Source organism: Streptosporangium sp. NPDC048047 (assembly GCF_040653115.1).
GTDB lineage: Bacteria > Actinomycetota > Actinomycetes > Streptosporangiales > Streptosporangiaceae > Streptosporangium.
The window spans coordinates 1-24,025 of the sequence record NZ_JBEZNH010000041.1 but is presented as its reverse complement, the minus strand read 5'-3'; the positions used below and the strand labels follow the sequence as shown (position 1 = coordinate 24,025).

The window sequence follows — 24,025 nt, the reverse complement described above, 5'->3', positions numbered from 1 at the left end:
CGATGAAATGCGAAACAGACGGCCGGTACCTTGACACAACCGCTATCCAGGATACCTCAGATCAGGTCGTCCTCACGCGCCGGCGAGGTCTCGCGGGCATCGCGCGCCCTGCGGCCGCTCGCCAGGGTCAGCCCCGCTCCCAGCACCGTCACCACGATGGCGAGCGCCCCGAACAGCCACAGCGTCCGGGCGACGGACGCCGCCCCCGTCTCCCGCCCCGCTTCTCCTCCGGGGTGTCCGGCCGGCTGCGACGCGCCCACCGTGAACATGCCGTTGTACGGCCCGCCCCTGACGCACCGGACCGTGACGACGTAGGAGCCGGGGGTGGCGTCGAAGCTGACGCGGGCGGTGCCGTACATCGCGCCGTCGTGGTCGCCGAGCCGGGCGGAGGTGGTGTCGAAGGCGGCGGAGTAGGCGACCGCGGGGGCGACGCACGGGTCGACGGAGACGATCACGAGCTGTCCCGGACGGGCCGTGGACGGGGTGACGCTCACGTCGTCCCCCGCTGCGGCGCCGCCGGCGAGCACGAACGCGGCCGCGCACATCCCGAGGACTCTCGCGCACGTCGCGACGTCGCGACCAGGCCCCATCGCCCACCCCCACCTCACGGCCCACCGATGGCGATCATGTACCCGGTCGCCCGCGGGGCAAGGCCCTCGGGGAGTAAAGATCGCGCACAACGCCGGAAAGGCCCCGGCGGCGGGGTGTCGTCAGCGGTCCCCGCGGCGGCCCGCCGAGAGCAGCGTGATGACCAGCAGGACCATGCCCCACGGCCCCATCACCCACAGCGGCCAGGGATAGGGGAAGTCGAGGCCGCTCACCAGGCCGACGAAGAACCAGATCCCCCAGTTGATCGCGACGGCCACCGCCCAGACCTGCCACGCCTCCCTGATGTCGCCGGACTTCTTGCCGGACTTGGCCTTCGTACGGCGCTCCGGCTGCCGGGAGGCGGGCTCGGGGAGGCTCCGCAGGTCGACGTCGGGGAGGTCCGAGGTCAGCCGGGCCAGCTCGCCGTAGGTCTTGCTGGTGTAGAGCTGCTCCAGACGCTCGTCGAACTCCTCCGTGCTGAGCCGGCCCTGCGCGTAGTGCTCTCTCAGCGCCGCGGCGACCCTGTCACGGTCACCGTCAGAGGCGCGCATCTCCGGACCAACCGCCATCGGCATCACATCCGCTCACCGGCGGGCAGGTCGCCTAGCCCGCGTCTCCCAACAGGTCGGCAAGCCGCTCTTTCCCCCCGTCAAGGGCGGTCAGTACCCACGGACCATTATCGGTCACCGCGACGCTGTGTTCGAAGTGCGCGGACGCCTTTCCGTCGACGGTCACGACGGTCCAGTCGTCGGCCAGCACCCTGGTCCGGTCGGTGCCGAGGTTCAGCATCGGCTCGACGGCGAAGCACATGCCCGCCTCGAAGCGCGGCCCGCGGCCCGGGCGGCCGTGGTTGGCGACCCACGGGTCCATGTGCATCTCGGTGCCGATGCCGTGCCCGCCGTACTCCTGGGGGATGCCGTAGCGGCCCTGGGAGCGGACGTACCTCTCTATCTCGTGACCGATGTCGGAGAGGTGGCGGCCGACGGTGAGCGCGGCGATGCCCCGCCACATGGCCTCCTCGGTGACCCGCATCAGCTCGGTCAGCTTGGGATCCACCTCGCCCACCGGAACCGTGATCGCGGAGTCGCCGTGCCAGCCGTCGAGAATGGCCCCGCAGTCGATCGAGATGACGTCGCCCTCGCGCAGCGGGCGCCGGTCACTCGGAATCCCGTGAACGACCTCGTTGTTCACCGACGCGCAGATCGTCGCAGGGAAGCCCTGGTAACCCTTGAAGGAGGGGATCGCGCCCTCGTCCCTGATGGCCTTCTCCGCGATGCCGTCGAGGTCCAGCGGGGTCATCCCCGGCTGGACGCTCTCGCGGAGCAGTCGCAGCGTCCGGCCGACCACCAGGCCCGCCGCCCGCATCTTCTCCAGCTGTTCGGGCGTCTTCAGCTGGATTCCGTGCCTGTTCTTCTTGAACACGTGCGCACCCCCTGGGGTGGTTCAACGGGCGGTCGAGGAGCCCAATTCCCCCGATTCTGCCCTAAATGACAACACGCCACCCGTGGAGTTCCCATGGGTGGCGTGCTGGATGAGATTTCCGGCCTCCCGGCCCGCCTCGCGAGCCGTTCTCCGGGTCATGACCCGGGAGCTGACCCGAGCCGGCCGTTCCCGCGCCGGGCCGTTCCCGGGCCCGGACGGGCCGCTCGCGAACCGGGACCCGGGCGGATCACTCCCGGACCGGGATCTAGTCGGCGAAGGGGCGCAGAGCCTCCATCGCGCGCTGGGTGATCTCCTCCACCGGGCCGGTGGCGTCCACACCGATCAGGATGCCCTCGTCGGCGTAGAAGGAGACGAGCGGGGCGGTCTGCTCCTGGTAGACCTCCAGCCGGTGGCGGACGGTCTCCTCGGAGTCGTCGTCACGCTGGTACAGCCGGCCGCCGCAGACGTCGCAGACGTCGTCCTTCTTGTCGTCGAAGTCGACGTGCCAGATGCGGCCGCACTGGCCGCAGGTGCGGCGCCCCGCCAGCCTGCGCACGACCTCCTCGTCGTCGACCACGAGCTCGAGGACGACGTCGAGGGCCGCGCCGAACTCCGAGAGCATCTTCTTCAGGATCTCGGCCTGGGGCACGTTCCTGGGGAAACCGTCGAGCAGGAAACCGTCCTGCGCGTCGCTCTCCGCGAGGCGGTCGCGGACCATCGCGATCGTCACCTCGTCGGGCACGAGGTCGCCGCGGTCCATGTACTCTTTGGCAATCCTGCCGAGCTCCGTGCCGCCCGAGACGTTGGCACGGAAGATGTCACCTGTCGAGATCTTCGGGATGGACAGGTTCGATGCGATGAACTGGGCCTGCGTCCCCTTACCCGCTCCGGGGGGCCCGACCAGGACGAGACGCACTACTTCAGGAAGCCTTCGTAGTTGCGCTGCTGGAGCTGGCTCTCGATCTGCTTCACGGTGTCGAGACCGACACCAACCATGATCAGAATGCTCGTTCCTCCGAACGGGAAGTTCTGACTCGCACCGACGACCGCGAGCGCGACGATCGGCACCATGGCGATCAGGCCCAGATACAGCGCGCCGGGAGCGGTCAGCCTCGTGAGCACATAGTTCAGGTACTCAGCCGTCGGCCGGCCCGGGCGGATGCCCGGGATGAACCCACCGTACTTCTTCATGTTGTCGGCGACTTCAACGGGGTTGAAGGTGATGGACACGTAGAAGTAGGTGAAGAAGACGATGAGCAGGAAGAAAGTGACCATGTACGCCGGGGTGTCGCCCCGCACCAGGTTCTGGTCGATCCACTGGACGACCTGGTTCGGCTCCTCCGCGGAGTTGCTGAAGAGGGTCGTGACCAGCTGCGGGAGATACAGCAGCGAGGAGGCGAAGATGACGGGGATGATGCCCGCCTGGTTCACCTTCAGGGGGATGTAGGTCGAGGTCCCGCCGTACATCCGGCGGCCGACCATGCGCTTGGCGTACTGCACGGGGATCCGGCGTTGCGCCTGCTCGACCATGACCACCAGGGCGATCATCGCGATACCGGTGATGATCACCACCGCGAAGACGAAGGCGCCCTTCTGGCGGGCGATGTTCAGCAGCTCGGCCGGGAAGACCGCGATCACCTGGGTGAAGATCAGGATGGACATGCCGTTGCCGACGCCGCGGTCGGTGACGAGCTCGCCCAGCCACATGATGACGCCGGTGCCGGCGGTCATCGTCAGCACCATCGTGACGATGGCGAAGATGTTGTTCTTGTCGATGAGGATCTCTTCGCGGCACTGCGGGAACAGCTGCCCGCTGCGCGCGAGGGCGATGAAGGCGGTGGACTGCAGGATCGCCAGGCCGATCGTCAGATAACGCGTGTACTGCGTGATCTTCGTCTGGCCCGCCTGCCCCTCCTTCTTCAGCGCCTCCAGCCGGGGGATGACCACAACGAGGAGCTGGAGGATGATGCTCGCGGTGATGTAGGGCATGATGCCCAGCGCGAACACTGAAAGTTTCAGCAGGGCGCCACCGCTGAACAGCTGCACCATGCCGTAGATGTTTCCGGAATCGCCGGCCTGCGCCTGCTGGAGGCATCGGGCGATGTTCTCGTTGTTTACACCCGGGGTCGGAAGAACCGAACCGAGTCGGAAAAGCGCGATGATGCCCAGTGTGAAGAGCAGCTTCTTGCGCAGGTCCGGCGTACGGAACGCTCGGGTAAACGCGGTCAGCACGGTCCCTCCTGCGCGCCTGAAAGGCGAGGTCGGTCAACGATGGTGCGGGGGTGGCGCATCTTACTATCTCAAGTCAACGAGCCCGCGGAAATGAGTAGTCGAAGCCCACTGTCCAGCGAACTCTAACGCACTACGGGCGCGGGGGCCCATTATGAGCCCCCGCGCCACGTCATGCCATGCCTACAGCTCGGAGACGGAGCCACCGGCAGCGGCGATCTTCTCCTTCGCGCTGGCGGAGAAGGCGTGCGCCTGCACGTTCAACGCCACGGAGATGTCGCCGGTACCGAGCACCTTCACCGGCTGCCTCTTGCGGACCGCACCCTTGGCGACCAGCGCCTCGACGGTGACGTCGCCACCCTCGGGGAAGAGCTCGCCGAGCCTGTCCAGATTGACGACCTGGTAGGTCGTCTTGAACATGGCGTTGGAGAAGCCCTTCAGCTTGGGCAGGCGACGCTGGAGCGGAACGTTGCCACCCTCGAAACCGGGGGTGTTGGTGGTCCTGGCGTGCGTGCCCTTGGTGCCACGGCCCGCGGTCTTGCCCTTGGACGCCTCGCCGCGACCCTTGCGGATCTTCGACTTGTTGGCGCCGGGGGCCGGCCGCAGGTGGTGAATACGGAGCGGAGTGTTCTCTGCCATGTCTAGTCGACCTCTTCCACGGTGACGAGGTGCGTCACCACGGAGACCATGCCGCGGATCTCCGGGCGGTCCTCCTTGACGACGACGTCGCCGATGCGCTTCAGACCGAGCGAGCGCAGCGAGTCACGCTGGTTCTGCTTGCCGCCGATCTTCGAGCGAACCTGGGTGATCTTCAGGCGTGCCATCGCCTAGCTCACCGCCTTAGCCGCCGCCGCCTCGGCGATGCCCTCGGCGCGAGCCTTGAGCATGGCCTTGGGGGCGACGTCCTCGATCGGCAGGCCACGGCGGGCGGCGATCTCCTCGGGCCTGCTGAGGCCCTTCAGAGCCGCCACGGTGGCGTGCACGATGTTGATCGGGTTGTCCGAGCCGAGCGACTTGGACAGCACGTCGTGGATGCCGGCGCACTCCAGCACGGCGCGCACCGGGCCACCGGCGATGACACCGGTACCGGGCGAGGCCGGGCGGAGGAAGACGACGCCGGCCGCCTCCTCACCCTGCACGATGTGCGGGATGGTGCCCTGGATGCGGGGCACGCGGAAGAAGTGCTTCTTGGCCTCCTCGACGCCCTTGGCGATCGCCGCGGGCACCTCCTTGGCCTTGCCGTAGCCGACGCCGACCAGACCGTTGCCGTCGCCGACGACGACGAGGGCGGTGAAGCTGAAGCGCCGACCGCCCTTCACGACCTTGGCCACTCGGTTGATCTTCACGACGCGCTCGATGTACGAGACGCCCTTGTCGGCGTTGCCACCGCGGCGGTCGTCACGACGACCATCACGCCGCTCGCCACCGGCGGCGCCACCGCGACGCGGTGCTCCAGCCATTAGTGGTTCCTCTTCTCATTCGTAAGACGGGCCATCAGAACTCCAGCCCGCCTTCGCGGGCGCTGTCCGCGAGGGCCGCGATGCGGCCCGCGTAGCGGTTGCCACCGCGGTCGAACACGACGGCGGTGATCCCGGCGGCCTTGGCCCGCTGAGCGAGAAGCTCGCCGACCTGCTTGGCCTTGTCGGTCTTGGCGCCCTCGGCCGAACGCAGGGAGGCGTCCATGGTGGAGGCGCTCACCAGCGTGTGGCCCTGAGCGTCGTCGACGATCTGGACGAACAGGTGCCGCGTGGAGCGGTTGACGACCAGGCGCGGACGCTGAGCCGTACCGACGACCTTCTTGCGGACTCGGCCGTGGCGGCGGGCCCGCGAGACGGCGCGAGCGGCCGTGTGCTTGCCGAACGCAGTCTTGCCAGCCATGCCTACTTACCAGCCTTTCCGACCTTGCGGCGGACAACCTCGCCCTGGTAACGCACACCCTTGCCCTTGTACGGGTCGGGCTTGCGCAACTTGCGGATGTTCGCGGCGATTTCGCCGACCTTCTGCTTGTCGATGCCGTCCACGTGGAACAGCGTCGGCTTCTCGACGCGGAAGGTGATGCCCTCCGGAGCGTCGATGACCACCGGGTGACTGAAGCCGAGGGAGAACTCGAGCTGGCTCGGGCCCTTGGCCTGGACGCGGTAACCGACGCCCACGATCTCCAGTGTCTTGGAGTATCCCTGGGTCACGCCGGTCACCATGTTGGCGATCAGCGTGCGGGACAGGCCGTGCAGCGCACGGATCTTGTTCTCATCGCTGGGGCGCGTGACGGTCACATTGCCGTCGTCACCCTTGGCGACCTCGATCGGCTCAGCGACCGTGTGTGAAAGCGTGCCCTTGGGGCCCTTGACCGTGACGTCCCGGCCATCGATGGCGATGTCCACTCCGTTCGGTACAGGGATGGGCAGCCGTCCGATTCGTGACATGCTGTGACTTCTCCCTTCTACCAAACGAAGGCGAGGACTTCCCCGCCCACTCCACGCTTGCCGGCCTGCTTGTCGGTCATGAGACCGCCGGACGTCGAGATGATCGCGACGCCCAGCCCGCCCAGGACCCGAGGCAGGTTGTCCTTCTTCGCATAGACCCGCAGGCCGGGCTTGGAGACCCGGCGCAGGCCAGAGAGCGAACGCTCACGGTTCTGCCCGAACTTGAGCTCCACCACGAGGTTCTTTCCAACCTTGGCGTCCTCGACGCTCCAAGACTGGATGTAACCCTCCTGCTGGAGGATCTCGGCGATGTGCGCCTTGATCTTCGAGTACGGCATCGCCACGGTGTCGTGGTACGCCGAGTTCGCGTTTCGCAGACGCGTGAGCATGTCTGCGATCGGGTCGGTCATCGTCATGGCCGGTGGCCTTCCTCACCGCGGTTTCCCCAGGGGACCTGCGGTGCGGTCATGGGCGCCTGGGACGGCGCCCGGTGAATGGACTTACTGGTGCGGCCGGCGGCGCCGCGCGGCTCCACGGATCCCTGCGGGACCCGTACGGCCGCGCGGACGGCTACCAGCTCGACTTGGTGATGCCGGGCAGCTCGCCCCGGTGCGCCATCTCGCGGAAGCAGATGCGGCACAGGCCGAACTTCCGGAAAACGGCGCGCGGGCGACCGCAGCGCGAGCACCGAGTGTACGCCCGGACCTCGAACTTGGCCTTGCGAGCAGCCTTGACCTTGAGCGACGTCTTCGCCATGATCAGGCCTCCTTGAAGGGGAATCCGAGGTGCTTGAGCAGCGCCCGGCCCTGGTCGTCGGACTTAGCGGTGGTCACGACGGTGATGTCCATGCCCCGCTGGCGGTCGATCCTGTCCTGGTCGACCTCGTGGAACATGACCTGCTCGGTGAGGCCGAAGGTGTAGTTGCCGTTGCCGTCGAACTGCTTGGGCGACAGACCGCGGAAGTCACGGATACGCGGCAGCGCCAGCGACAGCAGCCGGTCCAGGAACTCCCACATCCGGTCGCCGCGCAGCGTGACGTGGGCGCCGATCGGCATGCCCTCACGCAGCTTGAACTGGGCGATGGACTTGCGGGCCCTGACGACGGCCGGCTTCTGACCGGTGATCACGGTGAGGTCGCGGACGGCGCCCTCGATGAGCTTCGAGTCGCGAGCGGCCTCGCCGACGCCCATGTTCACCTTGATCTTGGTGATCGTGGGCACCAGCATGATGTTCTCGATCCCGAACTCCTCGCGCAGCTTCGCGATGATCTCCTCGCGGTAGCGCTGCTTGAGGCGCGGGACGGGCCGCGCGGCCTGGACGGTCTCGGTGGTCTCAGCGGTCATCAGTTGTCCTCACCCGACTCGTCGGAGGCAGGCTTCGCCGACTCCTTCTTGGCAGGCTTCTCGTCATCCTTGAGCTTCTTGACGTTGCTCACGTGGATGGGAGCCTCCATGGTCTGCACACCGCCGGTCTTGGCGCCGCGCGGGCCCTGGTGGGTCTCCTTGGAGTGCTTCTTGATCAGGTTGACGCCCTCGACCACCACGCGGTCCTCGCGCGGGAAGGCGGCGATCACCCGGCCCTTGGCACCCTTGTCCTTGCCGGCGATGACCTGGACCAGGTCACCCTTCTTCACATGCAGCTTCGGCATTTACAACACCTCCGGCGCGAGCGAGATGATGCGCATGAACTTCTTGTCACGCAGCTCGCGTCCGACCGGACCGAAGATACGCGTGCCACGAGGGTCACCGCTGTCCTTGATGATGACGGCGGCGTTCTCGTCGAAACGGATGTAGGAGCCGTCGGGCCGGCGGCGCTCCTTGACAGTACGGACGATGACCGCCTTGACGACGTCGCCCTTCTTCACGGTGCCGCCCGGGATGGCGTCCTTGACCGTGGCGACGATGATGTCGCCGATTCCCGCGTAGCGCCGGCCCGAGCCACCGAGCACCCGGATGCAAAGGATCTCCTTGGCACCCGTGTTGTCGGCGACCTTGAGCCGCGACTCCTGCTGGATCACTTGTACTCCTGTTTGTCTCGCCGGTTCTCACCCTCGGGTGAGCCTTGCGGAACCTGCTGGGTCTTTTTCCCCCGGGACAGCCCTGCTGGCGGGTTCGCCCGTCGCAGCCTACGCGGTACGACGGGGTCCTCCCGCCCGCGGGCCGCCGCCGCAGGCGGGGCGAAGATCTTCTTCGCCCCCTTGGACACCACCGTGGGGAGTGAACGGGTCACTCCCCACGGGGCGCGTTCGTTACTTGGCCTTCTCGAGGATCTCGACGACCCGCCAGCGCTTGCTGGCCGACAGCGGCCGGGTCTCCATCAGAAGGACGCGGTCGCCGACACCGCAGGCGTTGGCCTCGTCGTGCGCCTTGTACTTGGTCGTCCTGCGGATGACCTTGCCGTACAGCGGGTGCTTGACGCGGTCCTCAACGGCGACCACGACGGTCTTGTCCATCTTGTCACTGACGACCAGGCCCTCACGGGTCTTGCGGTAGCTCCGCGCCTGGGTCGTGGTCTCAGTGGTCTCAGTGGTCTCAGCCATCGACCGACTCCTTCTCAACCGTAACGATGCCGAGCTCCCGCTCACGCATCACGGTGTAGATACGGGCGATCTCGCGGCGGACGGCGCGCAGCCGCCCGTGGCTCTCCAACTGGCCGGTCGCGGCCTGGAAGCGGAGGTTGAACAGCTCCTCCTTGGCTTCCTTCAGCTTCTGGACCAGGGTGTCCTGGTCCTCCACCCGCAGCTCACCGGCGGTCAGGCCCTTAGCCATCACGCCTCACCCACTTCACGCTTGACGAACCGGCACTTCATCGGGAGCTTGTGCATCGCACGACGCAGAGCCTCACGGGCCACCGGCTCGGCGACACCCGACAGCTCGAACATGACGCGGCCGGGCTTGACGTTGGCGATCCACCACTCCGGCGAACCCTTACCGGAACCCATGCGGGTCTCGGCCGGCTTCTTGGTCAGCGGACGGTCCGGGTAGATGTTGATCCAGACCTTGCCGCCACGCTTGATGTGCCGGGTCATGGCGATACGAGCCGACTCGATCTGGCGGTTGGTCACGTAGGAGTGCTCAAGCGCCTGAATGCCGAACTCGCCGAACACGACCCTGGTGCCGCCCTTGGCGGCGCCGTGACGGTCAGGCCGGTGCTGCTTGCGGTGCTTGACCCTGCGAGGGATCAGCATGGTCAGCTCCCTTCAGCACCCGGCTGCGCAGCCGGGCCGGTCTCGGGGGCGGCCTGCGAGGCCGCCTCGTTCCTGGGGGCGCGGTCACCGCGACCGGCGCCACCGCGGCGCGGACGGTCACCGGCGCCACGACGGGGACGGTCGGCGCCGCCGCCACGACGGTCGTCGCGGTCACGACGCTGGCCGGCACGGGCGCCGGCGGCGGCCGCCTCGCGCTCGGCGCGGCTCGTCGGGGCCTCACCCTTGTAGATCCACACCTTCACGCCGATGCGGCCGAAGGTGGTGCGGGCCTCGTAGAGGCCGTAGTCGATGTCGGCACGGAGCGTGTGCAGGGGCACGCGGCCCTCGCGGTAGAACTCCGAACGCGACATCTCGGCGCCGCCCAGACGGCCGGAGCACTGCACCCGGATGCCCTTGGCGCCGCTCTTCATCGCCGACTGCATCGCCTTGCGCATGGCCCGCCGGAACGAGACACGGCTGGACAGCTGCTCGGCCACGCCCTGCGCGACGAGCTGGGCGTCGATCTCAGGGTTCTTGACCTCGAGGATGTTCAGCTGGACCTGCTTCTTGGTCAGCTTCTCGAGGTCACCGCGGATCCGGTCGGCCTCGGCGCCGCGGCGGCCGATGACGATGCCCGGACGGGCGGTGTGGATGTCGACCTGTACCCGGTCGGTGGTCCGCTCGATCTCCACCTTGGAGATGCCGGCCCGCTCCATGCCCTTCTTGAGCATGCGGCGGATCGCCACATCCTCGGCAACGTACGACTTGTAGAGCTTGTCGGCATACCACCGGCTCTTGAAGTCGGTCGTGATGCCGAGGCGGAACCCGTGCGGGTTTACCTTCTGACCCACTAGCGGGTCCTCCCCTTCGGCTCGCGGGACTCCACGATCACGGTGATGTGGCTCGTCCGCTTGTTGATCCGATAGGCACGGCCCTGGGCGCGGGGACGGAACCGCTTCAGGGTCGGGCCCTCGTCGACCCACGCACGGCTCACGAAGAGCGTGCCGGGGTCGAGCTTGAAGTTGTGCTCCGCGTTCGCAATGGCGCTCGACAGCACCTTGTACACGGTCTCGCTCGCCGCCTGGGGAGCGAACTGCAGCACGGCCTGCGCCTCCGAAGCGGGCAGCCCGCGAATGAGGTCCACCACGCGGCGGGCCTTCATGGGCGTGTGGCGCGCGAACCGCACCTGAGCCCTGGCTTCCATCGCTTACTCCTCTTACTTCTGCTTCGCTGAGGCGCTTACCGCCGGCTGCGGCGGTCTTCCTTGACGTGGCTGCGGAACGTCCGCGTGGGGGCGAACTCACCGAGCTTGTGACCGATCATCGACTCGGTGACGAACACCGGGACGTGCTTGCGGCCGTCGTGGACGGCGATCGTGTGGCCGAGCATGTCGGGCACGATCATGGAGCGCCGAGACCACGTCTTGATGACGTTCTTGGTGCCCTTTTCGTTCTGCGTGTCCACCTTCTTCTGAAGGTGGTCGTCCACGAAGGGACCCTTCTTAAGGCTACGTGGCATTTTGGCTGCTCCTACCGCTTCTTCCGCTTGGTCCTACGGCGGATGATCAGCCGGTCGCTGGCCTTGTTCGCCGCACGAGTACGACCCTCGGGCTTGCCCTTGGGGTTCACCGGGTGACGGCCGCCGGAGGTCTTACCCTCACCACCACCGTGCGGGTGGTCGACCGGGTTCATCGCGACACCGCGAACGGTGGGGCGCTTGCCCTTCCACCGCATACGGCCGGCCTTACCCCAGTTGATGTTGCCCTGCTCGGCGTTGCCGACCTGACCGATGGAGGCCCGGCAGCGGACGTCGACCTGGCGCATTTCGCCGGAGGGCATGCGCAGCGTGGCGTACTGGCCCTCCTTGGCGAGAAGCTGGATCTGCGCGCCGGCGGACCGGCCCAGCTTGGCGCCACCGCCCGGACGGAGCTCCACCGCGTGGATGAAGGTACCGGTCGGGATGTTGCGCAGCGGGAGGCAGTTACCCGGCTTGATGTCGGCCGTGGGGCCGTTCTCGATCAGGTCGCCCTGCTTGAGGCCGGTCGGGCAGAGGATGTAGCGCTTCTCCCCGTCGGCGTAGTGCAGCAGCGCGATGCGGGAGGTGCGGTTCGGGTCGTACTCGATGTGAGCGACCTTGGCCGGGATCCCGTCCTTGTCGTGGCGCCGGAAGTCGATGATGCGGTAGGCGCGCTTGTGGCCGCCGCCCTGGTGGCGGGTGGTGACCCGCCCGTGGACGTTGCGGCCGCCCTTGCTGTGCAGGGGCGCCAGCAGCGACTTCTCGGGCGTGCTGCGCGTGATCTCGGAGAAGTCCGAGACACTGGCGCCGCGGCGACCCGGGGTCGTCGGCTTGAGCTTACGGATGCCCATCTTTTTCGTTCATCCTTTGTCGGTTGATCCGGCCGAAGGCCCCCCGTCATGGGACGGGGGGCGTTCCGGCCGGGTACTTACGTGCGAGCGGGTCAGCCGACCTGACCGAAGATGTCGATCCGGTCGCCCTCGACCAGGCTCACGATCGCGCGCTTGGTGTTGGGACGCTGTCCGTAGCCGAACTTGGTCCGCTTGCGCTTGCCCTGGCGGTTGATGGTGTTGACGCTGGCCACCTTGACGCCGAAGATCTGCTCGATGGCGATCTTGACCTGCGTCTTGTTGGCCGTCTTCCGTACCAGGAACGTGTACTTGTTGTGCTCGTCGATCAGGCCGTAGCTCTTCTCGGAGACAACCGGCTTGATGATGATGTCGCGCGGGTCGGCGATCTTCTCCATCAGGCGTCTTCCTTCCCGCTCTTGCCCAGACGCTCCACGACCTGGTCGTACGCAGCCTGAGTGAAAACGACGTCGTCGTAGCAGAGCACGTCGTAGGTGTTCAGCTGCCCCGCGTCCAGCAGGTGGACCTCGGGAGCGTTGCGCAGGCTGAGCCAGGTGAGCTCGTCACCCTCGTCGACGATGACGAGAACGCTGCGAGCCTGCGTGATCTTCCGCAGCGACTCCAGGGCCGCACTGGTCTTCGGGGTCTCACCCTCGACCAGGCCGCTGACCACGTGGACGCGGCCGCCGTTGGCCCGGTCGGAGAGGGCCCCGCGCAGCGCGGCGGCCTTCATCTTCTTGGGCGTCTTCTGGCTGTAGTCCCGCGGGACCGGGCCGTGAACGGTGCCGCCGCCGGCGAACTGCGGGGCGCGGGTCGAACCCTGGCGGGCACGGCCGGTGCCCTTCTGGCGGTACGGCTTCTTGCCGCCGCCCCTGACCTCACCGCGGGTCTTGGCCTTGTGGGTGCCCTGCCGGCGAGCGGCGAGCTGGGCCACGACGACCTGGTGGATCAGAGGAATGTTGACCTTGGCGCCGAAGATGTCTTCGGGCAGGTCGACGGTGCCCGACTTGGCTCCGCGCACGTCGAGGACGTCAATGGTGCTCACTTGGCAGCCCCCTTCTTGGCAGAGGTGCGGACGAGGACCAGGCTGCCGTTGGCGCCGGGGATCGCACCCTTGATCAGGATGAGATTCTTCTCGGCGTCCACGGCGTGGACCTTCAGGCTCTGGATGGTGGTGCGGACGTTGCCCATCCGACCGGCCATGCGCAGGCCCTTGAAGACGCGGCCCGGGGTGGCGCAGCCGCCGATGGAGCCCGGCGAGCGGTGCTTGCGCTGGGTACCGTGCGAGGCGCCCAGACCCTTGAAACCGTGCCGCTTCATGACACCGGCGAAGCCCTTGCCCTTGCTCTTGCCCGTCACGTCGACGAACTGGCCGGCCTCGAAGGTGTCGGCCAGCAGCTCCTGGCCGAGGGTGTAGTCGTTCGCGTCGTCGGTGCGGATCTCCGTGAAGTAACGACGCGGGGTGATGTCGTGCTTGCGGAGGTAGTCGCCGAGCGGCTTGTTGACCTTCCGGGGGTCGACCTGCCCGAAGCCGAGCTGGATGGCGGAGTAGCCGTCCTTCTCGGGGGTGCGGACGCGGGTCACCACGCACGGACCGGCCTCGACGACGGTCACCGGGACCATCCGGTTGTCCGCGTCGAAGACCTGGGTCATGCCGAGCTTCTTGCCCAGGACGCCCTTGATCTGCTTAGCCATGTCAGTGCGTTCCCTCAGAGCTTGATCGAGATGTCAACGCCGGCGGGAAGGTCGAGTCGCATGAGCGAGTCGACCGTCTTCGGCGTCGGGTCGATGATGTCAATCAGCCGCTTGTGCGTGCGCATCTCGAAGTGCTCGCGGCTGTCCTTGTACTTGTGCGGCGAACGGATGACGCAGTACACGTTCTTCTCGGTCGGCAGCGGCACCGGGCCCGCGACCTTAGCGCCAGTCCGCGTCACCGTCTCGACGATCTTCTTGGCCGAAACGTCGATGACCTCGTGGTCATAGGCCTTGAGCCGGATGCGGATCTTCTGTCCCGCCATAATGGCCTCGGTGTCCTTCGCTGTCGTCTGAAAAAGTTGCGTGCGGCCTGTGGCCGCTGTGATGGCCGAGTCCGCCGGGCCTGGTGGCCCGTGCCGTCTCCGGCTTGGCTTCCTCGTCCGTGCCCCACGTAGCAGACGCTTTCGGTCTGCGCTTTCTTCCGTGATCTGGCAGTTACTTCGGTCACTTCGGCCGAACCAACTGCGAGATCACGGTTCGTGGGTCGTGCCCGGTGGCATATGCCGTACGGCACTGCCACCTCGTGGTGCGGCGGCCGGTCCTTTGAGTCGAGGGCCGGCCGCCGCTCCGCGAGCGTACTACTTGAGGATCTTCGTCACACGGCCGGCGCCGACGGTGCGGCCACCCTCGCGGATCGCGAACTTGAGGCCCTCCTCCATCGCGATCGGCTGGATGAGCTGGACGGTCATCTCGGTGTTGTCACCGGGCATGACCATCTCGGTGCCCTCCGGCAGGTTCACAACGCCGGTCACGTCAGTCGTACGGAAGTAGAACTGCGGACGGTAGTTGTTGAAGAACGGCGTGTGGCGGCCGCCCTCGTCCTTCGAGAGGATGTAGACCTGACCCTCGAACTCCGTGTGCGGAGTCGTGGTGCCCGGCTTGATGATGCACTGGCCGCGCTCGACGTCCTCGCGCTTGATGCCACGGAGGAGCAGACCGACGTTGTCACCGGCCTGGCCCTCGTCGAGGAGCTTGCGGAACATCTCGACACCGGTGACCGTGGTGGTGGTCTTGGTGTCCTTGATGCCGATGATGTCGACGGTCTCGTTGACCTTGACGACACCGCGCTCGATACGGCCGGTGACGACGGTGCCGCGACCGGTGATCGAGAACACGTCCTCGATCGGCATGAGGAACGGCTTGTCGGTCTCACGGGTCGGCTCGGGGACGTTCTCGTCCACGGCGGTCATGAGCTCGATGATGCTGTCGCCCCACTTCTGGTCGCCCTCGAGGGCCTTCAGAGCGGAGACGCGGACGACCGGCAGGTCGTCGCCGGGGAACTCCTGAGCCGAGAGAAGCTCACGGACCTCGAGCTCGACGAGCTCCAGGATCTCCTCGTCGTCGACCATGTCGGCCTTGTTGAGGGCCACGACGATGTAGGGGACGCCGACCTGGCGGGCCAGGAGGACGTGCTCCTTCGTCTGCGGCATCGGGCCGTCGGTGGCGGCGACCACGAGGATCGCGCCGTCCATCTGGGCCGCACCGGTGATCATGTTCTTCACGTAGTCGGCGTGACCGGGGCAGTCCACGTGGGCGTAGTGGCGCTTCTCGGTCTGGTACTCGACGTGCGCGATGGAGATCGTGATACCACGAGCCTTCTCCTCGGGCGCCTTGTCGATCTTGTCGAACGGGGTCGCCTCGTTGAGCTCAGGGAAACGCTCGTGGAGCACCTTGGTGATCGCCGCGGTCAGAGTGGTCTTGCCGTGGTCGATGTGCCCAATGGTGCCGATGTTTACGTGCGGCTTGGTCCGCTCGAACTTGGCCTTGGCCACTGTCTGTCTCCTTAGAGATTCTGACTTGACTTTCGTCTTTTCACTCGGGCTTGGGGAGGCCGTCCCTCACGGGACCGGCCGGCGAGCCGTCTTTCTCCCCGCACCCTCCCGGCGGGGAGGCGACCAGGTCGCCTCCGCCACCGGAACGGATGCCGGACCTACTCGCCCCGCACCTTCGCGACGATCTCCTTGGCGATGTGCGCAGGCACTTCCGCGTAGGAGTCGAACTGCATGCTGAAGCTGGCGCGCCCCTGCGTCTTGCTACGAAGGTCACCCACGTAGCCGAACATCTCAGAGAGCGGCACGAGCGCCTGGATGACACGCGCGCCGGCGCGCTCATCCATCGCCCGGATCTGCCCGCGGCGGCCGTTGAGGTCGCCGATGACGTCGCCCATGTAGTCCTCGGGGGTGGTGACATCGACAGCCATCACCGGCTCCAGGATTACGGCGTCCGCCTTGCGCGCGGCCTCCTTGAAGGCCATCGATCCAGCGATCTTGAAGGCCATTTCGGACGAGTCGACCTCGTGGAAGGCGCCGTCCTGCAGGGTGACCTTCACCCCGACCATGGGGTAGCCGGCGAGAACGCCGAACTCGGCGGCCTCCTGGGCGCCCGCGTCCACCGACGGGATGTACTCCCTGGGGATGCGGCCACCGGAGACCTTGTTCGCGAACTCGTAGCCGTCGTTGCCTTCGCCGAGCGGCTCGAGGTCGATGATGACCCGGGCGAACTGGCCGGAACCACCGGTCTGCTTCTTGTGGGTGTAATCGACCTTCTCCACCTTGCGGCGGATGGTCTCCCGGTAGGCGACCTGCGGCCGGCCGACGTTGGCCTCGACCTTGAACTCGCGGCGCATCCGGTCGACGAGGATCTCCAGGTGGAGCTCGCCCATACCCCAGATGACGGTCTGGCCGGTCTCCTCGTCACGGCGGACCTGGAAGGACGGGTCCTCCTCGGCCAGCCGCTGGATCGCGGTGCTGAGCTTCTCCTGGTCGCCCTTGGTCTTGGGCTCGATCGCGACGTTGATGACCGGGGCCGGGAACGTCATCGACTCCAGGACGACCTGGTTGGCCGGGTCGCACAGGGTGTCACCGGTGGTGGTGTCCTTCAGGCCCATCACGGCGACGATCTGACCGGCGTGCGCGGACGGGCGCTCCTCGCGCTTGTTCGCGTGCATCTGGTAGATCTTGCCGATCCGCTCCTTGCGGCCCTTCACGGAGTTGATGACCCCGGAGCCGGACTCGAGGGTGCCCGAGTAGATGCGGATGTAGGTGAGACGACCGAGGTGCTGGTCAGCCGCGATCTTGAAGGCGAGCGCGGAGAACGGCTCATTCACGTCCGCGTGACGCTCCAGGACCGCCTCCTCGTCACCGACCGCGTGGCCCTTGAAGGCCGGGATGTCGGTCGGCGCGGGGAGGTAGGCGACGATCGCGTCGAGCAGGGGCTGGACGCCCTTGTTCTTGAACGCGGTACCGGTCAGGACCGGGTTGATGGCGCTGGACAGCGTCGCGCGGCGGATGGCCGCGACCAGCTGCTCCTCGGTGGGCTCGACGCCCTCCAGGAAGAGCTCCATCAGCTCGTCGTCGTTCTCGGCCACGGTCTCCACGAGCTTGTCGCGCCACTCGCGGGCGGCGTCGGCGTACTCGGCCGGGATGTCGACGACCTCGTACATCTCGCCCTTGGCCGCCTCGGCGCTCCAGAGCAGGCCCTTCATCTTCACCAGGTCGATGACGCCCTTGAAGTCGGCCTCGACGCCCCAGGGAAGCTGGATGACCGCCGGAGTGGCGTTCAGCCGGCTGACCATCATGTCGACGCAGCGGTGGAACTCCGCGCCGACGCGGTCCATCTTGTTGACGAAGCAGATGCGGGGTACGCCGTAACCGTCGGCCTGGCGCCAGACCGTCTCGGACTGAGGCTCGACACCCGCCACGCCGTCGAACACGGCGACGGCACCGTCGAGGACGCGGAGCGAGCGCTCCACCTCGATGGTGAAGTCGACGTGGCCCGGCGTGTCGATGATGTTGATCGTGTGGCCGAGCCACTCGCAGGTCGTAGCGGCGGAGGTGATGGTGATACCACGCTCCTGCTCCTGCTCCATCCAGTCCATCGTGGCTGCGCCCTCGTGGACTTCACCGATCTTGTAGTTGATGCCGGTGTAGAACAGGATGCGCTCGGTCGTGGTGGTCTTGCCCGCGTCGATGTGGGCCATGATGCCGATGTTTCGCACCTTGGCCAGGTCAAGAGCGGTCGTGGTGGCCACTTCTCTCGCGTCCTCGTCGTCTCGTCGAACCCGCTGTTACCAGCGGTAGTGGGCGAAGGCCTTGTTGGACTCGGCCATCTTGTGGGTGTCCTCGCGCTTCTTGACGCTGGCGCCGAGGCCATTGCTGGCGTCGAGCAGCTCGTTCATGAGGCGCTCGGTCATGGTCTTCTCGCGACGGGCGCGGGAGTACTGCACCAGCCAACGCAGGGCCAGGGTGGTGCTGCGCGAGGCGCGCACCTCGACCGGGACCTGGTAGGTCGCACCGCCGACGCGGCGGCTGCGGACCTCGAGGGTGGGCTTGACGTTGTCCAGCGCGCGCTTCAGGGTGACGACCGGGTCGTTGCCGGTCTTCTCCCGGGCACCTTCGAGGGCGCCGTAGACGATGGACTGCGCGATGGAGCGCTTGCCGTCCAGGAGCACCTTGTTGATGAGCGCGGTGACCAGCGGCGAGTTGTGGACCGGGTCAGCCATGAGCTGACGACGGCCAGGAGAACCCTTGCGAGGCATTCTTACTTCTCCTTCTTCGCGCCGTAACGGCTACGGGCCTGCTTGCGGTTGCGGACACCCTGGGTGTCGAGCGAGCCGCGGATGATCTTGTAGCGAACACCCGGCAGGTCCTTCACACGACCGCCACGGACGAGCACGATGGAGTGCTCCTGAAGGTTGTGGCCGACACCCGGGATGTAGGCCGTGACCTCGATGCCGTTGGTGAGCCGGACACGCGCGACCTTGCGGAGGGCGGAGTTCGGCTTCTTGGGGGTCGTGGTGTAAACGCGCATGCAGGTGCCGCGTCGCTGGGGGCTGGCCTTGAGCGCCGGGGTCTTGGTCTTGGTGACCTTGTCCTGGCGGCCCTTGCGGACCAGCTGCTGAATCGTAGGCACCGCGTCTCCGTTCGTGCTTGCCGGTGATTCGAATGTTGTTGCCTTTGCAGGTACTGCCGGTGTCATGACCTGCGAAGTGGCCGCCCACTCCGACCCACGCGGTCGGGCGTGTCGCGCACTTGTCGCGCCAGCTCCGAGCCTGCCCGGTGGAGGGGACCACGCGGCGCCTCTGCCGACTCCTCGCGGGAACCTGTCGACGCGCACGCATGAGGGCCCATGAAGACACGGGCACGGTGGGTAAGACTACCCAGTCAAGCGCAACACGTCAAAACCATCGCGCCTGCCGGCCGTCCCGGTGAACACCCGTATTCGTGCCATGACTCCCGCGGCCGACTCACCGCCGGTCGCTGCTGGGTCCATGACGAGTTTACCGGTCGTGCGGGACTTCTCCGGCCGTTCTTCCTCTCAACGTCAGGACTTCACCGCAACATTCCGGTCAAGAGAGATCAACAGGGATTCGGCGGGAAGCGGGAAAGCGGACGGCGCCCGCCCCCGGAGGGGACGGGCGCCGTCGACGTCACACTCAGCGGTTGTACTGACCGAAGTCGTACTCCTCCAGCGGAACGGCCTCGCCGGAGCCCGAACCGAAGGTGTAGTCCGCCGCGGAGCCGTCGTAGCCGCCGACCGTGTACATCGCGGCCTTGGCCTCCTCGGTCGGCTCGACCCGGACGTTGCGGTACTGCGGCATGCCGGTACCGGCCGGGATGAGCTTTCCGATGATGACGTTCTCCTTGAGGCCGAGCAGGGAGTCGGACTTGGCGTGGATCGCCGCGTCCGTGAGCACCCTGGTCGTCTCCTGGAAGGACGCCGCCGACAGCCAGGACTCGGTGGCCAGCGACGCCTTGGTGATGCCCATGAGGACCGGGCGGCCGGAGGCCGGCGTGCCCTGCTCCGCCACGCACTCGCGGTTCATCCGCTCGAAGCGGGGCCGCTCGACGAGCTCACCGGGCAGCATGTCGGTGTCACCCGACTCCAGCACGTTCACGCGCTTGAGCATCTGCCGGACGATGATCTCGATGTGCTTGTCGTGGATGGACACACCCTGCGAGCGGTAGACCTGCTGAACCTCGGCCACCAGGTGCAGCTGCACGGCCCGCGGGCCGAGGATGCGCAGCACCTCGTTGGGGTTGACCGCACCGGCGATCAGCTGCTGGCCCACCTTGACGTGCTGACCCTCCGAGACCAGCATCCGCGACCGCATCGAGACCTGGTAGGCGACCTCTTCGGAACCGTCGTCGGGAATGATGACGACCTTCCGGGTCTTGTCGGTCTCGTCGATGCGGACCCGGCCCTCGGCCTCGCTGATCGGGGCGACGCCCTTGGGGACGCGCGCCTCGAAGAGCTCCTGGACACGGGGCAGACCGTGGGTGATGTCCGCACCCGCCACACCACCGGTGTGGAAGGTACGCATCGTCAGCTGGGTGCCGGGCTCGCCGATCGACTGGGCGGCGATGATGCCGACGGCCTCGCCGACGTCCACGAGCTTGCCGGTGGCCAGCGAACGGCCGTAGCAGGTGGCGCAGACACCGATCTTGGCCTCGCAGACCAGCGGGCTGCGGGTCCTGACGGTCTCCACCCCGGCCTCGACCAGCGCGGTGACGTGGATGTCGTTGATGTCGACACCCGCGCTCACGATGACCTTGCCGTCCACCTCGACGTCCTCGGCCAGGATGCGGCCGTGCACGTTGCTCTCGCCGTTCTCGGGCTTGACCAGGTTGCCCTGCGCGTCACGCTCGGCGACGTGCAGCGGGACCGTACGGTCGGTGCCGCAGTCGATCTCGCGGACGATGACGTCCTGAGCGACGTCCACCAGACGCCGGGTGAGGTACCCGGAGTCGGCGGTCCGCAGCGCGGTGTCGGCCAGACCCTTCCGCTGTCCGTGGGTGGAGATGAAGTACTCCAGCACCGACAGGCCCTCGCGGAACGAGGCCTTGATCGGACGCGGGATCGTCTCACCCTTGGTGTTGGACACCAGACCGCGGATGCCGGAGATCTGCCGGACCTGCATCAGGTTTCCACGGGCGCCGGACTGAACCATCATCCAGACCGGGTTGCTCTTGGGGAACGCCTGCTGCATGTCGTCGGTCACGTCGCTGGTGGCGTGGGTCCAGATCTCGATGAGCTCCTGGCGGCGCTCCTCGTCGGTGATCAGACCGCGCTCGTACTCCCGCTGGACCTTGTCGGCCCGGCGCTCGTACGACTCCATGATCGTGGCCTTGTTCGGCGGCGCGATGACGTCCTCGATGGAGATCGTCACACCGGCCCGGGTCGCCCAGTAGAAGCCGGCGTCCTTGAGCGCGTCGAGCGCGGCCGCCACCTCCACCTTCGGGTACTTCTCGGCCAGCTCGTTGACGATGGCCGAGAGCTGCTTCTTGCCGACCTGGAAGTTGACGTACGGGTAGTTCGCCGGGAGCGTCTGGTTGAACAGGCAGCGGCCGAGCGTGGTCTCCAGGCGGTAGGGGTCGCCCGGCTCCCAGCCCTCGGGACCCTGCCAGCCGCGCGGCGGCGGGACGTCCCCGTCGAACCGGACCTGGATCGTGGCCTGGATGTCCAGCTCGCGGCGGTCGAAGGCCATGAGCGCCTCCGACACCGAGCCGAAGACCCGGCCCTGACCCGGCGCGTTCTCGCTCTCGTCCTTCTCGGTGGTCAGCGAGTACAGGCCGATGACCATGTCCTGGGTGGGCATGGTGACCGGCTTGCCGTCGGCCGGCTTCAGGATGTTGTTGGTGGACAGCATCAGGATGCGGGCCTCGGCCTGCGCCTCGGCCGACAGCGGCAGGTGCACGGCCATCTGGTCACCGTCGAAGTCCGCGTTGAACGCGGTGCAGACGAGCGGGTGGATCTGGATGGCCTTGCCCTCGACCAGCTGCGGCTCGAAGGCCTGGATGCCCAGGCGGTGCAGGGTGGGCGCGCGGTTGAGCAGCACGGGGTGCTCGGTGATGACCTCTTCGAGGACGTCCCACACGACCGGGCGGGCCCGCTCGACCATCCGCTTGGCCGACTTGATGTTCTGCGCGTGGTTCAGGTCGACCAGGCGCTTCATCACGAACGGCTTGAAGAGCTCCAGCGCCATCTGCTTGGGCAGACCGCACTGGTGCAGCTTCAGCTGCGGGCCGACGACGATGACCGAACGGCCGGAGTAGTCGACGCGCTTGCCCAGGAGGTTCTGGCGGAACCGGCCCTGCTTGCCCTTCAGCATGTCGCTGAGGGACTTCAGCGGGCGGTTGCCGGGACCGGTGACCGGACGGCCGCGGCGACCGTTGTCGAACAGCGCGTCGACGGCCTCCTGGAGCATCCGCTTCTCGTTGTTCACGATGATCTCGGGCGCGCCGAGGTCGAGAAGACGCTTGAGGCGGTTGTTCCGGTTGATCACCCGGCGGTACAGGTCGTTCAGGTCCGAGGTCGCGAACCGGCCACCGTCGAGCTGCACCATCGGGCGCAGGTCCGGCGGGATGACCGGGATGCAGTCGAGGACCATGCCGTTGGGCGAGTTGCGCGTGTTCAGGAACGCGGACACGACCTTGAGACGCTTGAGCGCGCGGGCCTTCTTCTGGCCCTTGCCGCTGCGGATCGTCTCGCGGAGGTTCTCGGCCTCGGCGTCGAGGTCGAAGTTGGACAGACGCTCCTGGATGGCCTGGGCGCCCATGCCACCGCGGAAGTAGCGGCCGAAGCGGTCGCGCATCTCGCGGTAGAGCAGCTCGTCGCCCTCGAGGTCCTGGACCTTGAGGTTCTTGAAGCGGCTCCAGACCTCCTCCAGGCGGTCCAGCTCGCGCTGGGCCCGGTCGCGGAGCTGACGCATCTCGCGCTCGGCGCCCTCACGGACCTTGCGGCGCTGGTCGCCCTTGGCGCCGGCGGCCTCCAGCTCGGCCAGGTCGCCCTCGAGCTTCTTCTGGCGGGCCTCGACGTCGGCGTCACGGCGCTGCTCGATGTGCTGCCGCTCGACGGAGATCTTCGCCTCCAGCGATGGCAGGTCACGCTCGCGCAGTTCCTTGTCCACGTGCGTGATCATGTAGGCCGCGAAGTAGATGACCTTCTCCAGGTCCTTCGGGGCCAGGTCGAGCAGGTATCCCAGACGGGACGGCACGCCCTTGAAGTACCAGATGTGCGTGACCGGCGCGGCCAGCTCGATGTGGCCCATCCGCTCACGGCGCACCTTGGCCCGGGTCACCTCGACGCCGCAGCGCTCACAGATGATGCCCTTGAAGCGGACGCGCTTGTACTTGCCGCAGTAGCACTCCCAGTCCCGGGTGGGACCGAAGATCTTCTCGCAGAAGAGGCCGTCCTTCTCGGGCTTGAGGGTCCGGTAGTTGATGGTCTCCGGCTTCTTCACCTCACCGTGCGACCACTGACGGATGTCGTCCGCCGTCGCCAGTCCGATCCGAAGCTCATCGAAGAAGTTGACGTCCAGCATTTGTAATCCCCTCCTCAGCTTCTAGATCAGACCTCTTCGACACTGCTCGGCTCGCGCCGGGACAGGTCGATGCCGAGCTCCTCCGCGGCGCGGAAGACGTCCTCGTCGGTGTCGCGCATCTCGATCGACATGCCGTCGCTGGAGAGCACCTCGACGTTCAGGCACAGCGACTGCATCTCCTTGATGAGCACCTTGAAGGACTCGGGGATGCCCGGCTCGGGGATGTTCTCGCCCTTGACGATGGCCTCGTAGACCTTCACGCGGCCCAGCACGTCGTCGGACTTGATGGTCAGCAGCTCCTGCAGCGCGTAGGCCGCGCCGTAGGCCTCCAGCGCCCACACCTCCATCTCACCGAAGCGCTGGCCGCCGAACTGGGCCTTACCGCCGAGCGGCTGCTGGGTGATCATGGAGTACGGGCCCGTCGACCGGGCGTGGATCTTGTCGTCCACCAGGTGGAGCAGCTTCAGGATGTAGATGTAGCCGACCGAGATCGGGTGCGGGAACGGCTCGCCGGAGCGGCCGTCGAACAGCTTGGCCTTGCCGTTCGGGCCGACCATGCGGCCGCCGTCCCGGTTGACCAGGGTGCTGTCGAGCAGGCCGACGATCTCCTCCTCGCTGGCGCCGTCGAACACCGGGGTGGCCATGTTGGTGCGCGGCTCGACCTCGGCGAAGCCCTTGTCGCGCAGCCGTTCGGCCCAGGCCTCCTCGACACCGGAGATGTCCCAGCCCCGGGCGG

The 24,025-nt window shown here is 67.1% G+C and carries 31 protein-coding genes and 1 pseudogene; all 32 read right to left on the bottom strand.

The window, feature by feature from the left end; translation table 11 throughout:
• Positions 1–56: 56 nt before the first annotated feature.
• A complete protein-coding gene (locus AB0D67_RS28155; RefSeq protein ID WP_362942248.1) occupies positions 57–545 on the bottom strand; it encodes a hypothetical protein in 489 nt (162 codons plus the stop codon).
• Between the two features lie 165 nt (positions 546–710).
• Complete coding sequence (locus tag AB0D67_RS28150; protein ID WP_362942245.1) at positions 711–1,139, bottom strand: DUF1707 domain-containing protein; 429 nt, start codon at positions 1,137–1,139, stop codon at positions 711–713.
• Positions 1,140–1,191: 52 nt separating this feature from the next.
• Positions 1,192–2,010: a type I methionyl aminopeptidase gene (gene map, locus AB0D67_RS28145; protein WP_362942242.1), complete on the bottom strand. Its 819-nt coding sequence runs from the start codon at positions 2,008–2,010 to the stop codon at positions 1,192–1,194.
• A 265-nt stretch (positions 2,011–2,275) separates the two neighbouring features.
• Positions 2,276–2,926, bottom strand: a complete 651-nt coding sequence (locus AB0D67_RS28140) for an adenylate kinase (RefSeq protein ID WP_362942239.1) — start codon at positions 2,924–2,926, stop codon at positions 2,276–2,278.
• Positions 2,926–4,242 (bottom strand): preprotein translocase subunit SecY, encoded by a 1,317-nt coding sequence (gene secY, locus AB0D67_RS28135; RefSeq protein WP_362942236.1) that lies wholly within the window; start codon positions 4,240–4,242, stop codon positions 2,926–2,928. The genes AB0D67_RS28140 and secY overlap by 1 nt, the downstream gene beginning before the upstream one ends.
• A 180-nt stretch (positions 4,243–4,422) precedes the next feature.
• Positions 4,423–4,878, bottom strand: a complete 456-nt coding sequence (gene rplO, locus AB0D67_RS28130) for a 50S ribosomal protein L15 (protein WP_362942233.1) — start codon at positions 4,876–4,878, stop codon at positions 4,423–4,425.
• A 2-nt stretch (positions 4,879–4,880) separates the two neighbouring features.
• The gene (gene rpmD, locus AB0D67_RS28125) at positions 4,881–5,063 is read right to left on the bottom strand and encodes a 50S ribosomal protein L30 (RefSeq protein ID WP_068896549.1); all 183 of its coding nucleotides are present in this window, start codon (positions 5,061–5,063) and stop codon (positions 4,881–4,883) included.
• 3 nt (positions 5,064–5,066) lie between these two features.
• A complete protein-coding gene (gene rpsE, locus AB0D67_RS28120) occupies positions 5,067–5,699 on the bottom strand; it encodes a 30S ribosomal protein S5 (protein ID WP_179819682.1) in 633 nt (210 codons plus the stop codon).
• A gap of 34 nt (positions 5,700–5,733) precedes the next feature.
• On the bottom strand, positions 5,734–6,117 hold the full coding sequence (rplR, locus tag AB0D67_RS28115; RefSeq protein ID WP_362942229.1) for a 50S ribosomal protein L18: 384 nt from the start codon (positions 6,115–6,117) through the stop codon (positions 5,734–5,736).
• A gap of 2 nt (positions 6,118–6,119) precedes the next feature.
• Positions 6,120–6,662 (bottom strand): 50S ribosomal protein L6, encoded by a 543-nt coding sequence (rplF, locus tag AB0D67_RS28110; RefSeq protein WP_362942226.1) that lies wholly within the window; start codon positions 6,660–6,662, stop codon positions 6,120–6,122.
• Between the two features lie 17 nt (positions 6,663–6,679).
• Positions 6,680–7,078, bottom strand: coding sequence for a 30S ribosomal protein S8 (rpsH, locus tag AB0D67_RS28105; protein ID WP_362942223.1), 399 nt, complete (start codon positions 7,076–7,078; stop codon positions 6,680–6,682).
• 154 nt (positions 7,079–7,232) lie between these two features.
• On the bottom strand, positions 7,233–7,418 hold the full coding sequence (locus AB0D67_RS28100; protein ID WP_068896544.1) for a type Z 30S ribosomal protein S14: 186 nt from the start codon (positions 7,416–7,418) through the stop codon (positions 7,233–7,235).
• A 2-nt stretch (positions 7,419–7,420) separates the two neighbouring features.
• The gene (gene rplE, locus AB0D67_RS28095; protein WP_362942220.1) at positions 7,421–8,005 is read right to left on the bottom strand and encodes a 50S ribosomal protein L5; all 585 of its coding nucleotides are present in this window, start codon (positions 8,003–8,005) and stop codon (positions 7,421–7,423) included.
• Positions 8,005–8,301 carry a 50S ribosomal protein L24 gene (rplX, locus tag AB0D67_RS28090; protein ID WP_362942379.1) on the bottom strand — a complete coding sequence of 99 codons (297 nt, stop codon included), beginning with the start codon at positions 8,299–8,301 and terminating at the stop codon, positions 8,005–8,007. Before rplX ends, rplE begins: the two co-directional genes overlap by 1 nt.
• A gap of 9 nt (positions 8,302–8,310) precedes the next feature.
• The gene (rplN, locus tag AB0D67_RS28085; RefSeq protein WP_362942217.1) at positions 8,311–8,679 is read right to left on the bottom strand and encodes a 50S ribosomal protein L14; all 369 of its coding nucleotides are present in this window, start codon (positions 8,677–8,679) and stop codon (positions 8,311–8,313) included.
• A gap of 231 nt (positions 8,680–8,910) precedes the next feature.
• Positions 8,911–9,201 carry a 30S ribosomal protein S17 gene (rpsQ, locus tag AB0D67_RS28080; protein WP_362942214.1) on the bottom strand — a complete coding sequence of 97 codons (291 nt, stop codon included), beginning with the start codon at positions 9,199–9,201 and terminating at the stop codon, positions 8,911–8,913.
• Positions 9,194–9,430 carry a 50S ribosomal protein L29 gene (gene rpmC / locus AB0D67_RS28075; protein WP_362942211.1) on the bottom strand — a complete coding sequence of 79 codons (237 nt, stop codon included), beginning with the start codon at positions 9,428–9,430 and terminating at the stop codon, positions 9,194–9,196. The genes rpsQ and rpmC overlap by 8 nt, the downstream gene beginning before the upstream one ends.
• Positions 9,430–9,849, bottom strand: a complete 420-nt coding sequence (gene rplP, locus AB0D67_RS28070) for a 50S ribosomal protein L16 (RefSeq protein ID WP_012887838.1) — start codon at positions 9,847–9,849, stop codon at positions 9,430–9,432. The genes rpmC and rplP overlap by 1 nt, the downstream gene beginning before the upstream one ends.
• 2 nt (positions 9,850–9,851) lie before the next feature.
• Positions 9,852–10,700, bottom strand: a complete 849-nt coding sequence (rpsC, locus tag AB0D67_RS28065) for a 30S ribosomal protein S3 (RefSeq protein ID WP_362942208.1) — start codon at positions 10,698–10,700, stop codon at positions 9,852–9,854.
• Positions 10,700–11,053, bottom strand: a complete 354-nt coding sequence (gene rplV / locus AB0D67_RS28060; protein WP_362942205.1) for a 50S ribosomal protein L22 — start codon at positions 11,051–11,053, stop codon at positions 10,700–10,702. Before rplV ends, rpsC begins: the two co-directional genes overlap by 1 nt.
• Before the next feature lie 35 nt (positions 11,054–11,088).
• Complete coding sequence (gene rpsS / locus AB0D67_RS28055; RefSeq protein WP_362942202.1) at positions 11,089–11,367, bottom strand: 30S ribosomal protein S19; 279 nt, start codon at positions 11,365–11,367, stop codon at positions 11,089–11,091.
• Positions 11,368–11,378: 11 nt separating this feature from the next.
• Entirely contained in the window at positions 11,379–12,215 is an 837-nt protein-coding gene (gene rplB, locus AB0D67_RS28050; protein ID WP_362942200.1) for a 50S ribosomal protein L2, read from the bottom strand.
• 92 nt (positions 12,216–12,307) lie between these two features.
• Positions 12,308–12,610, bottom strand: a complete 303-nt coding sequence (rplW, locus tag AB0D67_RS28045; RefSeq protein WP_189246832.1) for a 50S ribosomal protein L23 — start codon at positions 12,608–12,610, stop codon at positions 12,308–12,310.
• Positions 12,610–13,257: a 50S ribosomal protein L4 gene (rplD, locus tag AB0D67_RS28040; protein ID WP_362942196.1), complete on the bottom strand. Its 648-nt coding sequence runs from the start codon at positions 13,255–13,257 to the stop codon at positions 12,610–12,612. Before rplD ends, rplW begins: the two co-directional genes overlap by 1 nt.
• Complete coding sequence (rplC, locus tag AB0D67_RS28035) at positions 13,254–13,907, bottom strand: 50S ribosomal protein L3 (protein WP_362942193.1); 654 nt, start codon at positions 13,905–13,907, stop codon at positions 13,254–13,256. The genes rplD and rplC overlap by 4 nt, the downstream gene beginning before the upstream one ends.
• Before the next feature lie 14 nt (positions 13,908–13,921).
• Positions 13,922–14,230: a 30S ribosomal protein S10 gene (gene rpsJ / locus AB0D67_RS28030; protein WP_030912931.1), complete on the bottom strand. Its 309-nt coding sequence runs from the start codon at positions 14,228–14,230 to the stop codon at positions 13,922–13,924.
• A 315-nt stretch (positions 14,231–14,545) separates the two neighbouring features.
• Positions 14,546–15,739: an elongation factor Tu gene (gene tuf, locus AB0D67_RS28025; RefSeq protein ID WP_362942190.1), complete on the bottom strand. Its 1,194-nt coding sequence runs from the start codon at positions 15,737–15,739 to the stop codon at positions 14,546–14,548.
• 158 nt (positions 15,740–15,897) lie between these two features.
• A complete protein-coding gene (fusA, locus tag AB0D67_RS28020) occupies positions 15,898–17,997 on the bottom strand; it encodes an elongation factor G (protein ID WP_362942187.1) in 2,100 nt (699 codons plus the stop codon).
• A 36-nt stretch (positions 17,998–18,033) separates the two neighbouring features.
• Positions 18,034–18,504 (bottom strand): 30S ribosomal protein S7, encoded by a 471-nt coding sequence (gene rpsG / locus AB0D67_RS28015; protein WP_362942184.1) that lies wholly within the window; start codon positions 18,502–18,504, stop codon positions 18,034–18,036.
• Positions 18,505–18,506: 2 nt separating this feature from the next.
• A complete protein-coding gene (gene rpsL, locus AB0D67_RS28010) occupies positions 18,507–18,878 on the bottom strand; it encodes a 30S ribosomal protein S12 (protein ID WP_012887826.1) in 372 nt (123 codons plus the stop codon).
• A gap of 523 nt (positions 18,879–19,401) precedes the next feature.
• On the bottom strand, positions 19,402–23,289 hold the full coding sequence (locus AB0D67_RS28005; protein ID WP_362942181.1) for a DNA-directed RNA polymerase subunit beta': 3,888 nt from the start codon (positions 23,287–23,289) through the stop codon (positions 19,402–19,404).
• 26 nt (positions 23,290–23,315) lie between these two features.
• Positions 23,316–24,025, bottom strand: a pseudogene (locus AB0D67_RS28000) (DNA-directed RNA polymerase subunit beta); the annotation flags it as partial.

What these genes read in the sequence shown, in the direction of transcription:
- AB0D67_RS28155 (WP_362942248.1), bottom strand. Translation starts at nt 545, where the DNA reads ATGTGCGCGGCCGCGTTCGTGCTCGCCGGCGGCGCCGCAGCGGGGGAC.
- AB0D67_RS28150 (WP_362942245.1), bottom strand. Translation starts at nt 1,139, where the DNA reads ATGCGCGCCTCTGACGGTGACCGTGACAGGGTCGCCGCGGCGCTGAGA.
- rplO (WP_362942233.1), bottom strand. Translation starts at nt 4,878, where the DNA reads ATGGCAGAGAACACTCCGCTCCGTATTCACCACCTGCGGCCGGCCCCC.
- rpmD (WP_068896549.1), bottom strand. Translation starts at nt 5,063, where the DNA reads ATGGCACGCCTGAAGATCACCCAGGTTCGCTCGAAGATCGGCGGCAAG.
- rpsE (WP_179819682.1), bottom strand. Translation starts at nt 5,699, where the DNA reads ATGGCTGGAGCACCGCGTCGCGGTGGCGCCGCCGGTGGCGAGCGGCGT.
- rplR (WP_362942229.1), bottom strand. Translation starts at nt 6,117, where the DNA reads ATGGCTGGCAAGACTGCGTTCGGCAAGCACACGGCCGCTCGCGCCGTC.
- rplF (WP_362942226.1), bottom strand. Translation starts at nt 6,662, where the DNA reads ATGTCACGAATCGGACGGCTGCCCATCCCTGTACCGAACGGAGTGGAC.
- rpsH (WP_362942223.1), bottom strand. Translation starts at nt 7,078, where the DNA reads ATGACGATGACCGACCCGATCGCAGACATGCTCACGCGTCTGCGAAAC.
- AB0D67_RS28100 (WP_068896544.1), bottom strand. Translation starts at nt 7,418, where the DNA reads ATGGCGAAGACGTCGCTCAAGGTCAAGGCTGCTCGCAAGGCCAAGTTC.
- rplE (WP_362942220.1), bottom strand. Translation starts at nt 8,005, where the DNA reads ATGACCGCTGAGACCACCGAGACCGTCCAGGCCGCGCGGCCCGTCCCG.
- rpsQ (WP_362942214.1), bottom strand. Translation starts at nt 9,201, where the DNA reads ATGGCTGAGACCACTGAGACCACTGAGACCACGACCCAGGCGCGGAGC.
- rpmC (WP_362942211.1), bottom strand. Translation starts at nt 9,430, where the DNA reads ATGGCTAAGGGCCTGACCGCCGGTGAGCTGCGGGTGGAGGACCAGGAC.
- rplP (WP_012887838.1), bottom strand. Translation starts at nt 9,849, where the DNA reads ATGCTGATCCCTCGCAGGGTCAAGCACCGCAAGCAGCACCGGCCTGAC.
- rplV (WP_362942205.1), bottom strand. Translation starts at nt 11,053, where the DNA reads ATGGAAGCCAGGGCTCAGGTGCGGTTCGCGCGCCACACGCCCATGAAG.
- rpsS (WP_362942202.1), bottom strand. Translation starts at nt 11,367, where the DNA reads ATGCCACGTAGCCTTAAGAAGGGTCCCTTCGTGGACGACCACCTTCAG.
- rplB (WP_362942200.1), bottom strand. Translation starts at nt 12,215, where the DNA reads ATGGGCATCCGTAAGCTCAAGCCGACGACCCCGGGTCGCCGCGGCGCC.
- rplW (WP_189246832.1), bottom strand. Translation starts at nt 12,610, where the DNA reads ATGGAGAAGATCGCCGACCCGCGCGACATCATCATCAAGCCGGTTGTC.
- rplC (WP_362942193.1), bottom strand. Translation starts at nt 13,907, where the DNA reads ATGGCTAAGCAGATCAAGGGCGTCCTGGGCAAGAAGCTCGGCATGACC.
- rpsJ (WP_030912931.1), bottom strand. Translation starts at nt 14,230, where the DNA reads ATGGCGGGACAGAAGATCCGCATCCGGCTCAAGGCCTATGACCACGAG.
- rpsG (WP_362942184.1), bottom strand. Translation starts at nt 18,504, where the DNA reads ATGCCTCGCAAGGGTTCTCCTGGCCGTCGTCAGCTCATGGCTGACCCG.
- AB0D67_RS28005 (WP_362942181.1), bottom strand. Translation starts at nt 23,289, where the DNA reads ATGCTGGACGTCAACTTCTTCGATGAGCTTCGGATCGGACTGGCGACG.